This window comes from Planktothrix agardhii (assembly GCF_904830935.1).
Lineage (GTDB): Bacteria > Cyanobacteriota > Cyanobacteriia > Cyanobacteriales > Microcoleaceae > Planktothrix > Planktothrix agardhii.
Map to the genome: position 1 here is coordinate 3,876,265 of NZ_LR882952.1, position 18,249 is coordinate 3,894,513.

Consider the following 18,249-nt stretch of genomic DNA (forward strand, 5'->3'; position numbering starts at 1 on the left):
AGTAACAAAAATTCTCCCCTCTCCATGCGGTCGAGGGGGTGGGGGAGAGGTCACAAAGGAATCTGCCTTGAGAATGAAACAGCCCTGGGGGAGAAACCCGGTTTCTAGGAATTTAAAACGGCCATTTCCAATTCACAATTTCATCTTTGTCAATGCCATGTTCATGGGCATAATTGACATTTTCGATGATCGCATTTTTCATCCGTTCCCGGACATAGGCCGCCGCCGAACCCAATTTAGGCACTCGGTCAATTACATCTATAACCAGGTTAAAACGGTCAACTTGGTTATTAATTGCCAACTCTAAAGGAGTATTAATATTCCCCTTCTCTTTATAGCCTCTGACGTGCATATTCGCGTGATTTTTCCGACGATAGGCTAACTTGTGAATTAACCAAGGATAGCCATGGAAATTAAAGATAATTGGTTTATCTGTCGTAAACAAACTATCAAAATCTCGGTCGGATAAACCGTGGGGATGTTCCGTATCGGGTTGTAACTTAAATAAATCCACCACGTTGACAAATCTAACTTTTAGATCTGGAATTTCTTCGCGTAAAATTGCCGTAGCTGCGAGAGATTCCATCGTCGCCACATCACCACAACCCGCCATAATTACATCAGGAATATCAGGATCTTTTCCACAGTCATCACTGCTTGCCCATTCCCAAATGCCAATCCCTTTGGTACAATGTTTAATGGCTTCATCCATTGTCAAAAATTGCAGATGTTTCTGTTTATCTGCCACAATCACATTGATATAATTGGTACTCTTTAAACAATGGTCAGCAACCGATAATAAACAGTTCGCATCGGGTGGTAAATAAATTCGGGTAACACTGGCACTTTTATTCGTTACCACATCTAAAAAGCCCGGGTCTTGATGACTAAACCCGTTATGATCTTGACGCCAAACCGTTGAAGATAGGAGAATATTCAAAGAAGAAATTGGCGATCGCCAAGACACTTCATTTCGGCAAATATCCAACCATTTCGCGTGTTGATTAAACATCGAATCAATCACGTGAGCAAAGGCTTCATAAGTATGGAAAAATCCATGACGTCCGGTGAGTAAATAGCCTTCTAACCATCCTTCTAAGGTATGCTCACTCAGGATTTCCATCACCCGGCCATCGGTTGCCAGTTCACTCCCATCTAAATCCTCTGGTAAAAAGTCCCCCATCCAGGTTTTTTTACTAACCTCATATATCGCATTTAAGCGATTAGAAGCCGTTTCATCGGGGCCAAATACGCGGAAATTTTGCAGATTATTTCGCATCACATCCCGGAGGAATTTTCCTAGGGGGTTGGTATTTTCCACCTCGGACTTACCGGGGTATTCCACAGGCACACCATAGTCCCGAAAATCCTGCAATCGTAGGTCTTTACGCAGCACACCCCCGTTAGCATGGGGACTGGCACTCATTCGTTTTGTACCTTTGGGGGCCAAATCCTTCAGTTCAGGAATTAAACGGCCATTGGCATCAAACAGTTCTTCGGGCTTATAACTCCGCATCCAATCTTCTAATAACTTGAGATGGGTGGGGTTGGTGGTGACATCAGCCATTGGCACTTGGTGCGACCGCCAAAAACCTTCAACTTTATGGCCATTGACCTCCGTTGGGCCAGTCCAGCCTTTGGGACTCCGCAATACAATCATCGGCCACAGGGGACGTTTAGCAATTCCCGTTGACCGGGCTTCAGCTTGAATGGCTTTAATTTCAGAAATGGCTGTTTCCAGGATATCTGCCATTTTTTGGTGCATCAATGCGGGGTCACACCCTTGGACAAAATAGGGTTTATAGCCATAACCTTTAAATAAGGCTTCCAATTCTTCATGGCTAATCCGCGATAAAATAGTGGGGTTAGCGATTTTGTAGCCATTCAAATGCAGAACAGGCAATACGGCCCCATCCCGAATCGGGTTCAGAAATTTGTTAGAATGCCAAGCAGTTGCTAAAGCTCCGGTTTCGGCTTCTCCATCCCCAACGACGCAAACGGAGATTAAGTCCGGGTTATCAAACACAGACCCATAGGCATGAGATAAACTATAGCCTAGCTCTCCTCCTTCATGGATAGAACCGGGGGTTTCTGGGGTACAGTGGCTCCCAATACCACCAGGAAACGAGAACTGTTTAAAGAATTTTTGCATCCCCTCGGCGTCTTCGCTGATATTGGGATAAATTTCTGAGTAGGTTCCTTCTAAGTAAACCGGAGCTAATACCCCTGGGGCACCATGACCTGGGCCAGCTAGATAAATCATATCCAGGTCGTATTTTTTAATCAGTCGGTTGAGGTGAATGTAGATAAAGCTCAACCCGGGACTGGAACCCCAATGTCCTAACAGCCGATGTTTGACATCTGAGGGCTTTAGGGATTCTTTTAACAAAGGATTTTCTCGTAAATAAATCATGCCAACGGCTAGATAATTACAAGCTCGCCAGTAGGCATCAATCTTACGCAGTTCATCCTCACTCAGAGGGTTACTCGTCTCCATGGGTCTATCTGGTGCAGATACCATAAGTCCTGACTGTTATAAAGGTTTTTAGTTTTTCAAGAATTGAGATCATTAAGATATCGTTAAACTGCTGTTTGCTGTTTGAACGATACCCTCATGTCAAAATTGCTTTAAATGATAGCACGGCTTTTTGAATTTAGAGATATTATATTTTTATTCTTCCTATTTTTTTAAGATTTGCTCCCAGATCGAAAATATTAATAAAAGATTAAGATTAAATTATAAAAATTTAAGGACTTTTTGAGAATCTGATATGTTAAGCTAACTAAAAATTAAACTACCCCCTTTTTTATGCAAAAGAGATCCCTCGCTTAATAAGCGGGGAACTTGAACTCAAAGTCCCCCCTTTTTAAGGGGGATTTAGGGGGTTCGGATGAATTCTATTGTTTTATCAAAATTATGACTGTTAAATTGTATTTTCTACGACATGGAGAAACCACCTATAATCAACAAAGGGGTTATTGTGGAAATTTAGATCCCGAATTAACCGAAAATGGCTTAAAAATGGCCGAGCAATTTGCCCAATCTTATCATAATTTACCTTGGACGGCTGTATTTATTAGTCCGATGAAACGAACTATTGCAACAGCTAAACCGTTGTGTGATGTAGTGGGTTTAGAAATGCAATTTAGAGAAGGTTTAAAAGAAATTGCCTATGGAGAATGGGAAGGAAAACTTCCCCAAACCGTTAATGAAAATTACCATGATGATTATGTTAGATGGTTAACTGATCCGGGTTGGAATGCGCCAACAGGAGGGGAAAAAGGAATTGATATTGCTCGCCGTTCTTCCCAGGTAATTCAAGAAATTGAAGAACGTTATCCATCGGGTAATATTCTAATTGTATCCCATAAAGCCACGATTAGAATTATGTTATGTGAATTATTAGGAATTGATATTGGCAGATTTCGCGATCGCATTGTTATGCCAACGGGGGCTGTTAGTATAGTAGAATTATCTTCTGAATGTTGGCATATTTTTAATTCCTATACACAACAATAATCAGAAACCGGGTTTCTATAGACTTCTATGTTTGTTAACGATAATCTGAAAGAGAAACCCGGTTTCTACACACACCAGAAACTTAATTTAACAACAGTTTCGGTGCTCGATCAATATTGTCAAGATTATCAAGCTGCTTTTTCTCCAAAAGACTTTAGCCGTTTTAACCATTCCTGCCAGTAGTTGAGCAATTCTTCCCGTTTGAACGTAAATATTTCGGCATCTTCACCTGGAAGAGCCACAACAATTAAACCATTAACAACTTTAGTGCCAAATAAACTTTCACCATAGCATCGATTAATTGCACCACCATAAGCCACAAGCTGTAAAGGTTTATCGTAGAGTTTTCCCACTCGCAGTTTAGGTTCTTCAGCAGTTGTCAATTCAATAGTGCATGGAACACCTTCATAACGGGCAACTAAATCAACTTTACCAGTGTATTTTTCTACATAATTGGGCACAATTGTCTCGACCAATTGAACATCGCTAAGTTTCTCCAAAACGGACTGAATACTATAACAATAGGGTTCAATCAGGCTGGAAGCAGTGGGAGATAACCCTTGCAAATATTCCTTAACCCATTGATGTAATAGTTTTCCTCGGCGACGGCTAGTTAAGGCAATCCGATTTGCTTCTGCTTCTCCTACTTTATTGCGCCAATTAGAAAGGGCAACTACAGATTCAATCGGCTGTGTAGCCTTCAGTATCGTGGTAACGGCTGGTAGCAAGATGCCATTTTCGTCTTTGTAGTAGAAGCGTCCATTGATATAGGTTGATTTCATAAACTCTGAGGTTTGAATCACTACATCAACTAGCTTCGATGGTTGATGGATGAGATTAAGTTTGAGTAACGTTCTCCAAATGTGTGATTTTGGGTATTAGTTTAGGTATGTGTTTCAACAGACTGGGTTAAAGTGGATATAGAGTATGTAGTCAGCGTATGGCAAGGCAATCGCTTCGGGTAGATCCAGAAAAACTAAAAAAGGTAAAAAGGGTTTTTGAGCTCACAGGATGGACGCAAGACGAACTAGCGAGTGAGGTAGATCTATGTACTCGCCAGCCAATTGGTAAGTTTCTTAACGGGAAAACTGTTGACCGTAAATACTTTCAAGAAATTTGCTTCAGGCTTGATCTAGATTGGAAAGAAGTTGCTTACCTGCCGAAAAACATTGAATCTGAACAAGAGGATAAAGAGCAGAGTAATGCTCCTCCATGCCAATATGTGGAATCTGAGATAGCTGAGAAGGTGCTCGACAATAGCAGTGATATTGATATGCTGGTGCGAATCCTCCAGGTATCTCCAGACAAGCTCGAACAAGTAAAACAGGCTCTTGAAGATTTTCCGTCAGTAATTCAGGCTAAAGGAGATAAGGAGGGTAAAGAAAAGGCAAATAAATTTATAAAAAAGCTAAATCTTCGTGAAAACCAGCCTATTCGGGAAATTGCTGTTACCCCGATTTTGTTAATTTTGACCTGTTTAGTTTTTCAATCCAAAACTGAATTCCCATCTAACCGAGCCAAGCTATATGAAGAAGGGCTAGAAATTTTACTAAAAAAATGGGATGAATCTAGGGGGATTGAACGGGATAATACTTATAAAAGTTTATCCACATTACGCAAGCAACAGCTACTAAGTCAGGTAGCAGAAATTACCTTTAAAGACGGTGATTACTTCTTGGAACAAGATAAACTACAGAAACTTATTGGAAACTATCTCCGCACCTTACCAGATGCAAATACTGACCCCTTCCAATTGCAGCTAGATAGTGAAGCAGTGCTGAAATCCATTGCAGTCCAACATGGGTTACTGGTGGAGAGGGCGCAGCGAATTTATTCTTTCTCCCATCTGACTTTTCAGGAGCATTTTACTGCCAGAGCAATTATTGATTCTCTTAATTCACGGGCTTTGAATAGATTGGTTAGCCACATAACCAAGAGAAACTGGCGAGAAGTATTTTTACTAGCAGTTGGCATGATGCAACCAGCCGATCAGCTACTGTTATCAATGAAAGAGCAGATTGATGAGCTTGTAGCTGATGATAAGTTGCAACAGTTTCTCGCCTGGGTGAACCAAAAATCACTTGCAGTTCAGGTTGCTGACAAGCCGACTGTGAGAGCCTTTTACCTTACCTTTATTCTTGATCTTGACTATTTCCATGCCCAACAACTTGACCAAGCTCTTAACAATGCGCTTATCAGTGCCTCTTTCCTTGATGATGCTATTAATTCTGCTTGTGTAATTAGTGCTACCAACATTTCAAGTGATGTAATTATTTGCCATAATGCTATTAGTCAGGATTTTAATGATACTTATAGTGAGTTTTGTAGCCTAAAAAATGATCTTGACCTGGCTTTTGACCTGGCTTCTGACCCAGCCCATAACTTTAATAGTGAACTGGTAAATGCCCTTAACCCTAAATTTAACCTTAAACTAACCCATTCGCTACAACAACTTAAAAATAAACTACCTGACCCGAATACAAATGAAGAAATTATAGAATGGTGGCAAAAGAACGGCCAGCTTTGGACAGATAAATTAAAGTTGGTAATGATTGAATATCGAGATTTCAATCAGAAAAGTCAGTTCAGCGAGTACCACAAGAAATTGCTTCAGCAGTATTACTATGCTAATAATTTGTTGGTGGATTGCCTCAATAGTGGCTGTGAAGTGTCGCCCAAACTGTGTGAGGAGATTAAGCATACTTTGTTATTACCAATATCGGAAAGCAAGAATAAAAAAACCAACATCTAAACTCTTTAAAATTCCAAAAATGATTGAGGTTCTGGAGTAAATATATAAAAAAGAGATATAATTGAATAAACAAAGAGGAAAAATCAACCATGAATTTACAGGAGTTAAAAAACGCCGCTTATCAACTTCCCGTTCATGAACGGTTATTACTGGTAGAGTCTATTATTCATTCGTTGTCTCAAGAATTGCGTCCTCGTCCTGATGTTCCTGATGGAGTTTGGGAACGTTTGCGGGGAAGTTTAAAAACCGATAACGTTGAATTAACCGATGAAGATGTAGAAAGATTAAAAGATGAAAGTTTAACGGAGAAATATCTCAAATGAGGATATTACTAGATACTAATATTATTTTAGATAGTTTACTGGCTAGGATGCCCTTTTTTGAAGATGCTGATCGGTTATTTCAGGCAATTCGATCCGGTCAAATCATCGGTTATGTAACAGCAACGACATTAACTGATATTTTTTATATTGTCAAAAAACAGAGAAATTCCCAAATCGGTAAACAGTATGTTTCTGATTTGTTATTAACATTGGAAGTTTGTGCTGTTAATCAAGATATTCTTAAAACAGCACTGGCTTTAAATTTAGACGATTTTGAAGATGCAGTGCAACTTGCTTGTGCAATGAATGAAAACTTGGATGCAATTATTACCCGTGATTTGCAAGGATTTGTTAACTCTCCCATTACTATTTTATCCCCAGGGGAACTATTAGCCAGTTTATCTGAATTGTCATAACAGTATCCGAAACCGGGTTTCTATATATTCCTATACAAACAATTGACATCCTTCCGACTAAACACTTAGGCTGTGATCAACAAAGCCTCAACCCACCACAATTTGAACAATTATCAATTTTTGATTTGTTGAAGCAGATAGAATCTCCTAGCTTCTAGCTACGGGGAGGATGTCAATTAAAGCTGATGGAATTGTATTTATGCGTCAGGAGTCAAAATTCTTGTTAGGAGTTTTTGTTTCCCTTCTAATTTCTTATCGTTAACTTCTTTCAACTCTGCTTGTAAATCAGACAAACAACTTTTTATTTCCTTGATAACTGCGGTGTCAGTCTCACCTGCGGTTGCTGAACCAGCAGTGGCTAGTCTTGCTGTTAGCTGACAGATTTTAGTGTCTGGTTCTAAAATAGTTAAAATTGCAAACATTTCAGCTAAGTCTTTTAATTCCATATCGCCTCTATATTTTCAAAACATTTGCTTGCGGTTAGCCAGAAATTTTTTCGCCAACTGCAAGCAACTTTCCTATTTTGAACAATAATTACCCTTTTGTCAATAGACAAAAGAAACTTAATAGGATTTAACTCCATGAATTACTTGTAAACTTCCGCCAGCGTAAAGTTGAGGGGGATTGACATTAAAGCCAATTTGTGATAGGGTTTGAACCAGGTCTGTTTTTAACAATTGCCAAGCCGTTTCCGTTTCAAATAACCAAAGAAACATGGCCACCCCCGGCCAAAATATCGGGTTAGTGGGGGAATGGAAATCAACCAGGGTAAAAATTCCCCCAGGTTTAAGGACGCGATAAACCTCATTGAGAATTTGTTGCAACTGTTCCGGGTTCATTTCGTGCAGGGCGGCGCTGGTGTGCACCAGGTCAAAGCTGTTATCGCCAAAGGGCATATTTTCCGCAAACCCTTCAACATATTGGGCTTGGGGAACATTATTCCGGGCGCGTTTGAGGGACAACGGAGAAGCATCCAACCCCGTCACATTTTGGGAATACTCAACTAACACCCCCGTTGCTTGTCCACTTCCACAGCACAAGTCGAGAATTTGGGTTTCCGGTGTCAGGGTTAAGCCCGTTAAGGCCAACTCCCGAAACCGACGCTCACCGCCCACACTCAACGCCGCCAGTCGGGAAATGGTATCATAGAGCCATTGATAGCGGTAACTTAAACTTCTGAGAATAGTTGCCATGTTAAGAACAATTTTTATAAATTAAAAGATCGACTAACCCACAAGGACAATATATTGTTAAGATAGTTAACAAATCTTAGGATAGGAAGTATCCGCTATGGGACGAGTCGGAGTCTTACTGCTAAATCTGGGCGGGCCAGAGCAACTGCAAGATGTTCGCCCCTTTTTGTATAATCTATTTTCAGACCCAGAAATTATCCGTTTGCCCTTTGCTTGGATGCAAAAACCTTTGGCTTGGATGATTTCAACTTTGCGCTATCAGAAGTCCCAGGAAAATTATAAGGCGATCGGGGGCGGTTCTCCCCTGCGGCGAATTACGGAAGAACAAGCCATTGCTTTACAAGGGTCTTTACAGGAAAAAGGTCACGATATCCGGGTGTATGTGGGGATGCGCTATTGGAACCCATTTACTGAAGAAGCAGTGGCCAAAATCAAACGGGATCAAATCGAAGAATTAGTTATTTTACCTTTATATCCGCAATTTTCAATTAGTACCAGTGGTTCTAGTTTTCGAGTTTTAGAAAAACTTTGGGAACAAGATCCCAGTTTACAAAAAGTTGATTATACAGTAATTCCTTCTTGGTATAATCGTCCGGGTTATCTACAAGCAATGACGGAATTAATTGAGCAGGAAATTGAACATTGTGATCATCCTGAACAGGTGCAAATTTTCTTTAGTGCCCACGGTGTTCCGGTTAGTTATGTCGAAGAAGCTGGAGATCCCTATCGGGATGAAATTGAAGGCTGTACGGCGGCAATTATGCAGACCTTAAACCGTCCTAACCCCCATGTTCTCGCCTATCAAAGTCGAGTTGGCCCCGTGGAATGGTTGAAACCTTATACGGATGAAGTTATTCTTGAATTAGCCAAAGAAGGCGTTAAAGAATTAGTCGTGGTTCCGATTAGTTTTGTATCTGAACATATCGAAACTTTAGAAGAAATTGATATGGAATATCGAGAACTGGCTGAAGAAGCTGGGATTGAAAAATTCAATCGAGTTCCGGCATTAAATACCCATCCGGTGTTTATTAATGATTTAGCAGAAATGGTTATAGAAGCCTTAAATGCTCCTAATATTAAGTTCTCCGATGTCGCACACCCCGGCAAAAAAACCAAGATGTATCCTCAAGAAAGTTGGGAATGGGGACTCACCACCACCGCCGAAGTTTGGAATGGTCGGTTAGCCATGTTAGGAATGATCGGCATATTAATAGAAATTATGACCGGACAAGGCCCCTTACATTTCATTGGGTTGCTGTAAACGGGGTTTGGGCGTTTGGCTGTTGTGGGTTGGCGGTTGATAGTTTATCTATAGCAACCGCCTTAGTTTAAAAATAATAAATTTATAAAAATCAACAGAAAATTTATTTGATCAAACAAGTTTATGATACAATCAATGCCCTCCATATAGTAATTGAGTAATTAAATCACTATGATCCCTGAACTTATGGTACAACCTTCTTACTGGATTGATAGTGATATTTGGATCAGTAGATTTGATATAGCAATCCTATTTGAGTTGTGTTTAAAATCCCTGATCAAAAGGGAACACCGGAATAGCCCCCCCTAGCCCCCCGTGCACGGGGGGCTAGGGGGGGAGGGATCTGGGGTAATACTTCTGGCCGTTTCATATCAGTATTGAAATGTTACAACCTATTTAGGATTGCTATATTCCTTTACGAACTTTGGATGCTTTGCATTTAGCGATCGCATTTTCTTATGAAATTTCTTTAATAACAGCAGATGAAGGTTTAGCTGCGAGTGCCAAGGTATTAGGAGTTCCAGTCCAAATTTTAAGACTTTAGCGCGATCGTTTTTATTGTTTGAATACAGGTTAATAGTAAAAATGCGATCGCATTTGACAATGATTAACAATTCAACCGTAGGGGGTCTTTAATTATTAGTAATTATCTCCCTAAACCCTCCCAATTCCTTTGGAGTTATTACCTTTGGTTGGAGAATTAATCGCCAAACATTATGCCAGTGGTTAAGATAAGATAAACTCGGATTCGTATTCGAGACAAAAGCTATTAAAACAGGAGTTTTTAATTCATGTGTGGAATTGTTGGTTATATTGGGACTCGAGTTGCCAGTGAAATTCTCATGTCCGGGTTAGAAAAACTAGAATATCGGGGTTATGATTCGGCGGGTTTAGCGACAATTTGGGAAGGGAATATTCATTCTATGAGAGCTAAGGGAAAGCTCCATAACCTCAGGGAAAAATTAGCCCATGTTGAGATGCCCTCTAGTATTGGGATTGGTCATACACGCTGGGCAACCCATGGCAAACCGGAAGAACGGAATGCCCATCCGCACCTCGATCCGAAAGAAGGGGTAGCCGTTGTTCAAAATGGGATTGTGGAAAATTATCGGGAATTACGAGAAGAATTAAAAGCCAAAGGTTATGAGTTTAAATCCGATACGGATACGGAAGTAATTCCCCATTTGATTGCTGATTTTTTAGCAACTCCAACTTCTGAAAAAATATCTTTTTTAGAGGCTGTCCGTAAAACTGTTAATCGTTTAGAAGGAGCATTTGCGATCGCGGTTTTATGTGCAGATTCTCCCAATGAATTAATTGTGGCTCGTCAACAAGCTCCTTTATCAATTGGTTTAGGTCAAGGAGAATTTTTCTGTGCTTCCGACACCCCGGCTTTAGTTCCCTATACCCAAGCAATTTTAAGTTTAGAAAATGGGGAAATGGCTCGTTTAACCCATTTGGGTGTAGAGGTTTATAGTTTTGCGGGAGAACGTTTACATAAAGTTCCTCGGATTCTTAATTTGAGTCCGACTTTAGTTGAGAAGCACGCCTTTAAACATTTTATGTTAAAGGAAATCCATGAACAACCGGGAGTTGTTCGGGATTGTTTGCAAGCCTATTTAGATCCAGAATTGGAACTAGAACCGGAAAAAACCACTGAAAAATCTAAAGCCAAAAAACGACCTTCACCAATTCATTTAAGTGTTCCTTCAAGCTGGTATCAAGATTTAGAACAAATTGAAATTCTAGCCTGTGGAACCAGTTGGCACGCCAGTTTAGTCGGGAAATATTTGTTAGAACAAATCGCAAATATTCCTACGGTGGTACAGTATGCGTCTGAGGCTCGTTACGCACCGATCCCCCTGCGACCCCATACTTTAACAATTGGAGTTACACAGTCGGGAGAAACGGCCGATACCTTAGCTTCCTTGGCAATGGAACAGCAACGGCGGATAAATTCCCCGGCAAAATACGCGCCTAAACTATTAGGAATTACCAACCGTCCTGAAAGTTCTTTAGCCCAATTAGTTCCCCATATTATTGATACCAGAGCCGGAATTGAAATTGGGGTGGCTGCAACCAAAACCTTTGTCGCTCAATTAGTTGCCTTTTATTTATTGGCTTTAGATATTGCTTGGCATCGTCAAAGTTTGCCCGAATCTCGGTTACTCGAAATTATCAAGGATTTACGACAACTTCCGGCTCAAATGGAACAGTTATTACAGAGTCAAGAAAAATATATTGAGGAGTTAGCCTCTGATTTTAATGAAACCCAAGATTTTATCTTTTTAGGACGCGGAATTAATTTTCCAATTGCTTTAGAAGGGGCATTAAAATTAAAAGAAATTAGTTACATTCATGCGGAGGGATATCCGGCGGGAGAAATGAAACATGGCCCGATTGCTTTGTTAGATGAAAAAGTGCCCGTAGTGGCGATCGCCATGCCGGGAAATGTGTATGAAAAAGTAATTTCTAATGCTCAAGAAGCTAAGGCGCGAGATGCCCGTTTAATTGGGGTGATACCGATAGAAGAACTCGAAGCTAAGGAAACCTTTGATGATGTTCTAGCTGTTCCAATCGTTGATGAAATTTTATCCCCGATTCTAACCGTAATTCCCCTGCAATTATTAGCTTATTATATTGCAGCACGACGGGGTTTAGATGTTGATCAACCTCGGAATTTAGCCAAGTCGGTAACGGTTGAATAAGGGTGTAGTGAATCATCTGGGGATATAAAAACGAAATCAACGGATTGACGGAGACAGGACTTACGGACAAGAACAAAGAAACCGGGTTTCTAGCCCTGACTTTGCGGATGAAATCGGTGATTTCTCGTTCAGAAACCAGTTTTGGTGCGTAAGTCCTATTCCCTATTCCCTATTCCCTCCCCCCCTAGCCCCCCGTGCACGGGGGGCTAGGGGGGCTATTCCCTGTTCCGTACCGCGATATAGTTTTTAACTCAAATCTCTGGTAATATTTTGAAATAGCCAATAATCCTGATATTCTGATAAAATAAACTCCATAGCCTCCTCAAACTTGATCTCTAAATCATAATTTTGAATATCTAGGATCATTTGATAAAACAACTCAAATAAAACCCTATGGTCTGGATTCCAAAGCATTAGTTTTCCATTTTTAGAATGTTGAAGTTTTTCTAGCTCAAATAGACTTTTCTCACCACTAATCGGATAATCGCTCTGATCTCGACATAGAATAAATTTAAAATTGGGTTTCAAAACCAATAATTCATTCCAGTTTTTCATCCGATGGAAAAAGGGTGCCCCACCTAAATGTAAAAATCCCACCACAAAACTATGGGTTTGAGTTTGAATAATTAAATGTTCAGGAATGACTCGTTTTCCTAAACGTAAAATATCAAAACTCAAGGGAGAAATCACTAACATTAAGGATTCTAAAATTGTGATTAATTTACCTAAATCATCACTATCGGTTAAAATTTTAGGCTTGGATAAATTAGCTTCTAAACAAATTCGTTGCGCCTTTAAATAATTTTTGAGTTGACGTTTAGCCGCAGAATCAAAGGAGGGGACAAATCCAAATAATTCCCCATTAAATATTTCTAAATTTTGCTGATTTTTCTCACCAAAAATTTTCGCAATTTGAGTCATTCCCTGTTTCATTTGTTCCAGTTCAATTTCCAACTTTTTTAACCGTCTTTCTACATCACTTTCATCGGTTTGTAACACTGGAATTAGTTGATGTTTTGGGAGAGGGATTCCATCGACTTTATAGCGGTAATAATCCGCCGCCACATTTAAGACTGTCCGAATAGAAATATGATTTAAAATTGCAGTAATTTCATCCACTTCAAATAAATCATCTAGGGTGACATCTAACCCTTGTAATTTTAAATTCAATAACTGTTTTAACTCTTGATTGGAAGGACGATTAAGAAACACTTGGGACTGGGATACCCGATCAATAATTGACCCATCAAAAACCTGTTTAAATTGTTGCCAGCGATCAGGAAATAGGTTTAAAATAATTAAACTATTCGGAACATGGGTAAAAATCTCTTTAATCGCGGTTCCAAAACAGTGTAATAATCGTTCATTGTGTTTTAATCCTAATCCCTCCAACTGATCAAAAACAATGATTAAAGGTTCATCTAAGAGGGATAAACACCCCAAGACCTTCAATGCTTCTAAAGATGCTTCCTCCCGGCTCAATTCATCTTCCCAGGAGGGTAAACCCACCCGGTCTAATTCTTCTTGAGGGAGATTATTCATTGCTAACCATTGGGTAATAATTTGACGACGGTTAAAGTCGGTATAGCCACAAAATTTCACAATTCCTTGTAAAAATTTAGGGGCGTAACCCGCGGCGGAAAAGTTATTATTCCACCACTCCAAAGCCCGTTTTTCAATATGTTGCCAAAATTCCCGTTTTGTTTTGGTTTCTGCTTGGGATAAGTCGGTAAATAGCTTTAAATTTCCCCCTTGAATCAGTTGTAATATCTTTTCGTCTTTTTGGGTTTTTGAGGTAAAATAGTTATCAGTAGATTTAATAATTTCCGAAAAACTATTAGCCAATAAATACTCAATTTGAGTATGAATACTATTCGGAACAATTTGGATTAAGGATTCTAAAATACGACTATAGGTATGGAATAAAACCGTATCAGGATTATTGGGTTGGCGGATAAATAATAATCTATTTTTAGTTAATAAATCCTTGGCTAATCGCATCATTAGATGGGTTTTTCCTGATCCGGGTTCCCCAATCACAATTGCTCCTTTGGTTTGATGATTGAAGTCTAATTTAATATCCCCTAAAATAGCTTTTAAGCGATCGCATTCTTCCGCAAAAATCCCTCTAAAATCCGGGTGATCCTGAAAGGGAGTATCAACACGACTGTTTCCAAAAGGGTTGGGTTGGGTTTTTAATTCTTTTTTAAGAAATTCATTCACAATATGTTTATAAAGTTGATAGGTAAATGACGCATCATATTTAGCTCTATGGGCAGAATCTTTGATAAAAAATTGACCCTCTAATTTAAGTCTTAGATGTTTACTTAAAGTCTCTAAAGAATGACTATTTAATTGCGGTAAATAGCGTTGAGCTAGTTCAAAACTACACTGAAAATCTAATTGAGGGGCAGAAATTCCCACCGCTTTAAATGAATTTCTCAAGATTTCAATATCATTTTGAGCATAATGACAAATAATAATTTGAGATTGAGCAATTTCCAGAAATTCTTGTAAAATTACTTTTAACGGTTTAGTCAGATGGGCAATTTTAGGACTTTGGGGATGATTTTCCACAAAGGCTTCATAAATTAATTCTCCTTGATCATTAACAATCGCTAATTCTCTTAAAATCGGTTGTCCTTCCGTATCAATAACAATAAAGTTTTTTTTAGTTTTCATAGCAATTAATGAGAATAAATAATCTGTAAACGTAGAATTAAATGATCGAGATCACAAGATCCCCTAAACTGCTCTCACTTGCTTCTATGTTCATTGTCACTCAAATTGAACGTTATCATCACAGAATTTTAGAGATGAGCGTCCCTGATTTAACCGGGAAAATACGGAATAATTAAATTATTGAGTTGATCTCTATTTTTTCAACCGTTAAGGATTTGGAGGGTGATTATGAAAGTTTATCCCAAACCATTGCGCTCTAACCCCTACAATAGTTACCGCGACCCGAAAACGGGACGCTGGTTAGTTGTCAAACCCCTGGAGAATTCGGCTAAAATGGATTAAGTGTAACGTTTTGTAAATCCGTGAGTTAGACTAACAGACGGACTACTAAAACGAACTTAACCCTTTAGACGGCTAATCATTGTGACCCCAAAACGAATTTTAATCTGGTATCGAAACGATTTACGACTACATGACCATCAACCCTTATCCTCAGCATTAAACACTCAAGCACAGATTATTCCTGTGTATTGTTTTGACCCTCGACAGTTTACTCAAACCTCCTATGGATTCCCCAAAACGGGAGCATTTCGCACTCAATTTTTATTGGAAAGCGTTGCGGATTTACGTCAATCTTTCAGAAAGTTGGGAAGTGATTTAATCCTTCGTCTAGGGAAGCCAGAAATAATTATTCCTGAATTAGTTAAAATCCTCAATATTGATGCAGTCTATTATTATCAAGAAGCCACTTCCGAGGAATTAACCATAGAACAAAATTTAAAAACTGCCTTAGCTGCTTTAGGAGTTGTGGTCAAATCCTATTGGGGTGCAACACTTTATTCTATAACAGATTTACCCTTTTCTATTCCTCAACTTCCAGAAATTTTTACTCAATTTAGAAAGCAAGTTGAATCTCAATCAATTATAAATAGTCTTTTTACTTCTCCTAAACAATTACCCCATTTACCTGAAATAGAAACAGGAAACTTACCCAATATTCAAGATTTAGGTTTAGGAACACCTGTTTTTGATTCTCGGTCAGTGATGAAATTTCAAGGTGGAGAAACCGCAGGATTAGATCGTTTAAAAAATTATATTTGGGAACAGGATTGTCTCAAAAATTATAAAGAAACCCGCAATGGAATGTTAGGAGAAAATTATTCTTCTAAGTTTTCCCCATGGTTAGCATTAGGTTGTTTGTCCCCCCGACTAATTTATAATACAGTTCAAACCTACGAAAAAGAACGGGTAAAAAACGATTCAACTTACTGGTTAATTTTTGAATTATTATGGCGAGATTATTTTAAATTTATTGCTTTAAAACATGGGAATAAAATATTTTATCCCCAGGGTCTACAAGGAATTTCTATTCCTTGGAAATACAATCCAAAACAGTTTGAACAATGGCAACGGGGAATCACAGGTTTTCCCTTAGTAGATGCGAATATGCGGGAATTATTAACAACAGGATTTATGTCAAACCGAGGGCGGCAAAATGTAGCCAGTTTCCTCACCAAAAATTTAGGAATTAATTGGCAAAGAGGGGCAGAATGGTTTGAATCTTTGTTAATTGATTATGATGTGTGTAGCAATTGGGGTAACTGGAATTATAACGCTGGAGTGGGAAATGATGCCAGAGGATTTCGCTATTTTAATATTCTCAAACAATCCCAAGATTATGACCCCAATGGGGATTATATTAAACATTGGCTGCCGGAATTAAAGGATTTACCCCCATCAAAAGTTCATCAACCTTGGAAATTATTGCCCGTTGAACAAAAACGCTTTAGGGTAATTTTAGGCGTTGACTATCCTCAACCCATGGTTGATTTAGAACAATCGGTTAAAGTGAATCAATTGATTTATGAAACTGCGGTTAGAAAAAACTTAGGTTAGCTGAATTTTATAGCAGGGAACAGGGAACGCCGGATCAGGGAACAGCCCCCCCAACCCCCCGTGCACGCAGGGCTAGGGGGGGAGGGAACACCGGGGGAAATCACTTCACCGTCTGGGTTCCAAGATCCGTCTGGTGTCCTAACTGCCTTGGCGGTTGCTATAACTGGGTAACGGATATTTTTGCGATTGATTAATTCTTCTCCGTTGCTAATTGTTTTTGACAAAATTTATAGGCAGAATAGGCTAAAGTTACCACCCCCGTAATAATTGCCGATTCATCAATTTCAAACTTAGGATGATGTAAGGGATAATTATGTTTATTTTTGTGTCCGACACCTAAGCGAAACATCATGCCGGGTGCATAATCTAAATAGACAGAAAAATCCTCTGCACCTAAAGAGGGTTCGGGTAAATTCAAAACCGCACCAGACCCAAATGCTTCTCTAACACTTTCTTCGACAATTTGAGTTAACATCGGATCATTCTGCACCGAGGGAACACCTCGACGATAATTTAACTCATAATTTGCCCCGTACATTTGGCAAATATTAGCAACAATTTGTTCTATCCAACCCGGTAAAGATGCGTAGGTTTCAGGATGAAGCGATCGCACCGTTCCTAATAGTTTAACCTGATCCGCAATAATATTAGGTGCCCGTCCGCCTACAATTTGACCAATGGATAAAACCACAGGTCTTAAAGGGTTTTGAGTGCGACTAATCGCCTGTTGTAACATGGTAATTACCTGGGCCGCGATCCAAATCCCATCCTTAGCTTCATGGGGTCGCGCCCCGTGACCCGACTCTCCGATAATCGTTAATTCCAAATCATCCGCCGCCGCCGTTAACGCCCCCTGTCGCAGTCCCACACATCCGGCGGGAATACTGGGGAAGACATGAACCCCCAAAATCGCTGCCACGTCCTCCATGACGTTATCATGTACCATCCAGGTTGCCCCTTTAGCAATTTCTTCCGCCGGTTGAAACAAAAACCTCACTTTGCCCGGAAAATTCTGACCTAAATGAGACAAAACCATCGCTGTTCCTAACCCTAACGTGGTGTGCAAGTCATGTCCGCAAGCGTGCATCACTCCAATCTGTCGAGAGGCATACTCTAACCCAGTTAATTCGGTCATGGGTAGAGCGTCCATATCAGTGCGAATAGCAAACCAACGGGGGTTGGTAGTATTTCCCTTGAATTCTCCCACGACTCCCGTTGTCCCCACACCTTCTTGTACCTTAATCCCACAGGAGGATAAAACCCCGGCGACATAAGCTGAGGTTTGATATTCTTGACCACTGAGTTCTGGATGGGCATGAATATGGCGACGAATCTCAATTAACCTAGGGGCTAAGGTTGTGGCAATATCTTTAATTTTTTCCAGCATATAATCTATTGAAGTTATTGATAACTAGACTCATATTAATTCTGTGTGAAGTTGCCAGGAATTGATCCCTCCCAACCTCCCTCTTTTTAATATTCCCGCTTTTTGTTACAA

Annotated in this window: 13 protein-coding genes; 7 read left to right on the forward strand and 6 right to left on the reverse strand. The window is 39.7% G+C overall.

Annotated features, from left to right (window positions below; translation table 11 throughout):
- Window positions 1–112 precede the first annotated feature (112 nt).
- Entirely contained in the window at window positions 113–2,521 is a 2,409-nt protein-coding gene (locus tag NMG88_RS18015; RefSeq protein WP_254035673.1) for a phosphoketolase family protein, read from the reverse strand.
- Window positions 2,522–2,917: 396 nt separating this feature from the next.
- Between NMG88_RS18015 and NMG88_RS18020 the strand changes: the two genes are divergently transcribed.
- Complete coding sequence (locus NMG88_RS18020; RefSeq protein WP_254030250.1) at window positions 2,918–3,520, forward strand: histidine phosphatase family protein; 603 nt, start codon at window positions 2,918–2,920, stop codon at window positions 3,518–3,520.
- Between the two features lie 128 nt (window positions 3,521–3,648).
- Here the strand turns inward: NMG88_RS18020 and NMG88_RS18025 are convergent, their stop codons facing one another.
- Window positions 3,649–4,302: an exonuclease gene (locus NMG88_RS18025; protein ID WP_254035674.1), complete on the reverse strand. Its 654-nt coding sequence runs from the start codon at window positions 4,300–4,302 to the stop codon at window positions 3,649–3,651.
- A gap of 158 nt (window positions 4,303–4,460) precedes the next feature.
- Here NMG88_RS18025 and NMG88_RS18030 point away from each other — a divergent pair, with 158 nt between their 5' ends.
- From NMG88_RS18030 to NMG88_RS18040, 3 genes are all read left to right on the forward strand, one after another.
- Entirely contained in the window at window positions 4,461–6,272 is a 1,812-nt protein-coding gene (locus NMG88_RS18030; RefSeq protein ID WP_254035675.1) for an NACHT domain-containing protein, read from the forward strand.
- An 89-nt stretch (window positions 6,273–6,361) separates the two neighbouring features.
- Window positions 6,362–6,595, forward strand: a complete 234-nt coding sequence (locus NMG88_RS18035) for a hypothetical protein (protein WP_042153658.1) — start codon at window positions 6,362–6,364, stop codon at window positions 6,593–6,595.
- The gene (locus NMG88_RS18040; protein WP_042153654.1) at window positions 6,592–7,011 is read left to right on the forward strand and encodes a type II toxin-antitoxin system VapC family toxin; all 420 of its coding nucleotides are present in this window, start codon (window positions 6,592–6,594) and stop codon (window positions 7,009–7,011) included. The genes NMG88_RS18035 and NMG88_RS18040 overlap by 4 nt, the downstream gene beginning before the upstream one ends.
- A gap of 197 nt (window positions 7,012–7,208) precedes the next feature.
- On the opposite strand, the gene NMG88_RS18045 is transcribed toward NMG88_RS18040, so the two are convergent.
- Both NMG88_RS18045 and NMG88_RS18050 read right to left on the reverse strand, forming a co-directional pair.
- The gene (locus tag NMG88_RS18045) at window positions 7,209–7,457 is read right to left on the reverse strand and encodes a hypothetical protein (protein WP_042153652.1); all 249 of its coding nucleotides are present in this window, start codon (window positions 7,455–7,457) and stop codon (window positions 7,209–7,211) included.
- A 117-nt stretch (window positions 7,458–7,574) separates the two neighbouring features.
- Window positions 7,575–8,204 carry a class I SAM-dependent methyltransferase gene (locus NMG88_RS18050; RefSeq protein ID WP_042153650.1) on the reverse strand — a complete coding sequence of 210 codons (630 nt, stop codon included), beginning with the start codon at window positions 8,202–8,204 and terminating at the stop codon, window positions 7,575–7,577.
- A 97-nt stretch (window positions 8,205–8,301) separates the two neighbouring features.
- On the opposite strand from NMG88_RS18050, the gene hemH reads away from it, so the two are divergent.
- Together hemH and glmS are read left to right on the forward strand one after the other, a co-directional pair.
- A complete protein-coding gene (gene hemH / locus NMG88_RS18055) occupies window positions 8,302–9,465 on the forward strand; it encodes a ferrochelatase (protein WP_042153648.1) in 1,164 nt (387 codons plus the stop codon).
- Between the two features lie 791 nt (window positions 9,466–10,256).
- On the forward strand, window positions 10,257–12,173 hold the full coding sequence (gene glmS / locus NMG88_RS18060; RefSeq protein ID WP_042153646.1) for a glutamine--fructose-6-phosphate transaminase (isomerizing): 1,917 nt from the start codon (window positions 10,257–10,259) through the stop codon (window positions 12,171–12,173).
- A gap of 246 nt (window positions 12,174–12,419) precedes the next feature.
- On the opposite strand, the gene NMG88_RS18065 is transcribed toward glmS, so the two are convergent.
- Window positions 12,420–14,855, reverse strand: a complete 2,436-nt coding sequence (locus NMG88_RS18065) for an exonuclease domain-containing protein (RefSeq protein ID WP_042153644.1) — start codon at window positions 14,853–14,855, stop codon at window positions 12,420–12,422.
- A gap of 423 nt (window positions 14,856–15,278) precedes the next feature.
- Between NMG88_RS18065 and NMG88_RS18070 the strand changes: the two genes are divergently transcribed.
- Window positions 15,279–16,751, forward strand: coding sequence for a DASH family cryptochrome (locus tag NMG88_RS18070; protein WP_027255280.1), 1,473 nt, complete (start codon window positions 15,279–15,281; stop codon window positions 16,749–16,751).
- A gap of 190 nt (window positions 16,752–16,941) precedes the next feature.
- Here NMG88_RS18070 and NMG88_RS18075 read toward each other — a convergent pair whose 3' ends face one another.
- Window positions 16,942–18,138, reverse strand: coding sequence for a M20 family metallopeptidase (locus NMG88_RS18075; protein ID WP_227365832.1), 1,197 nt, complete (start codon window positions 18,136–18,138; stop codon window positions 16,942–16,944).
- Window positions 18,139–18,249 lie beyond the last annotated feature (111 nt).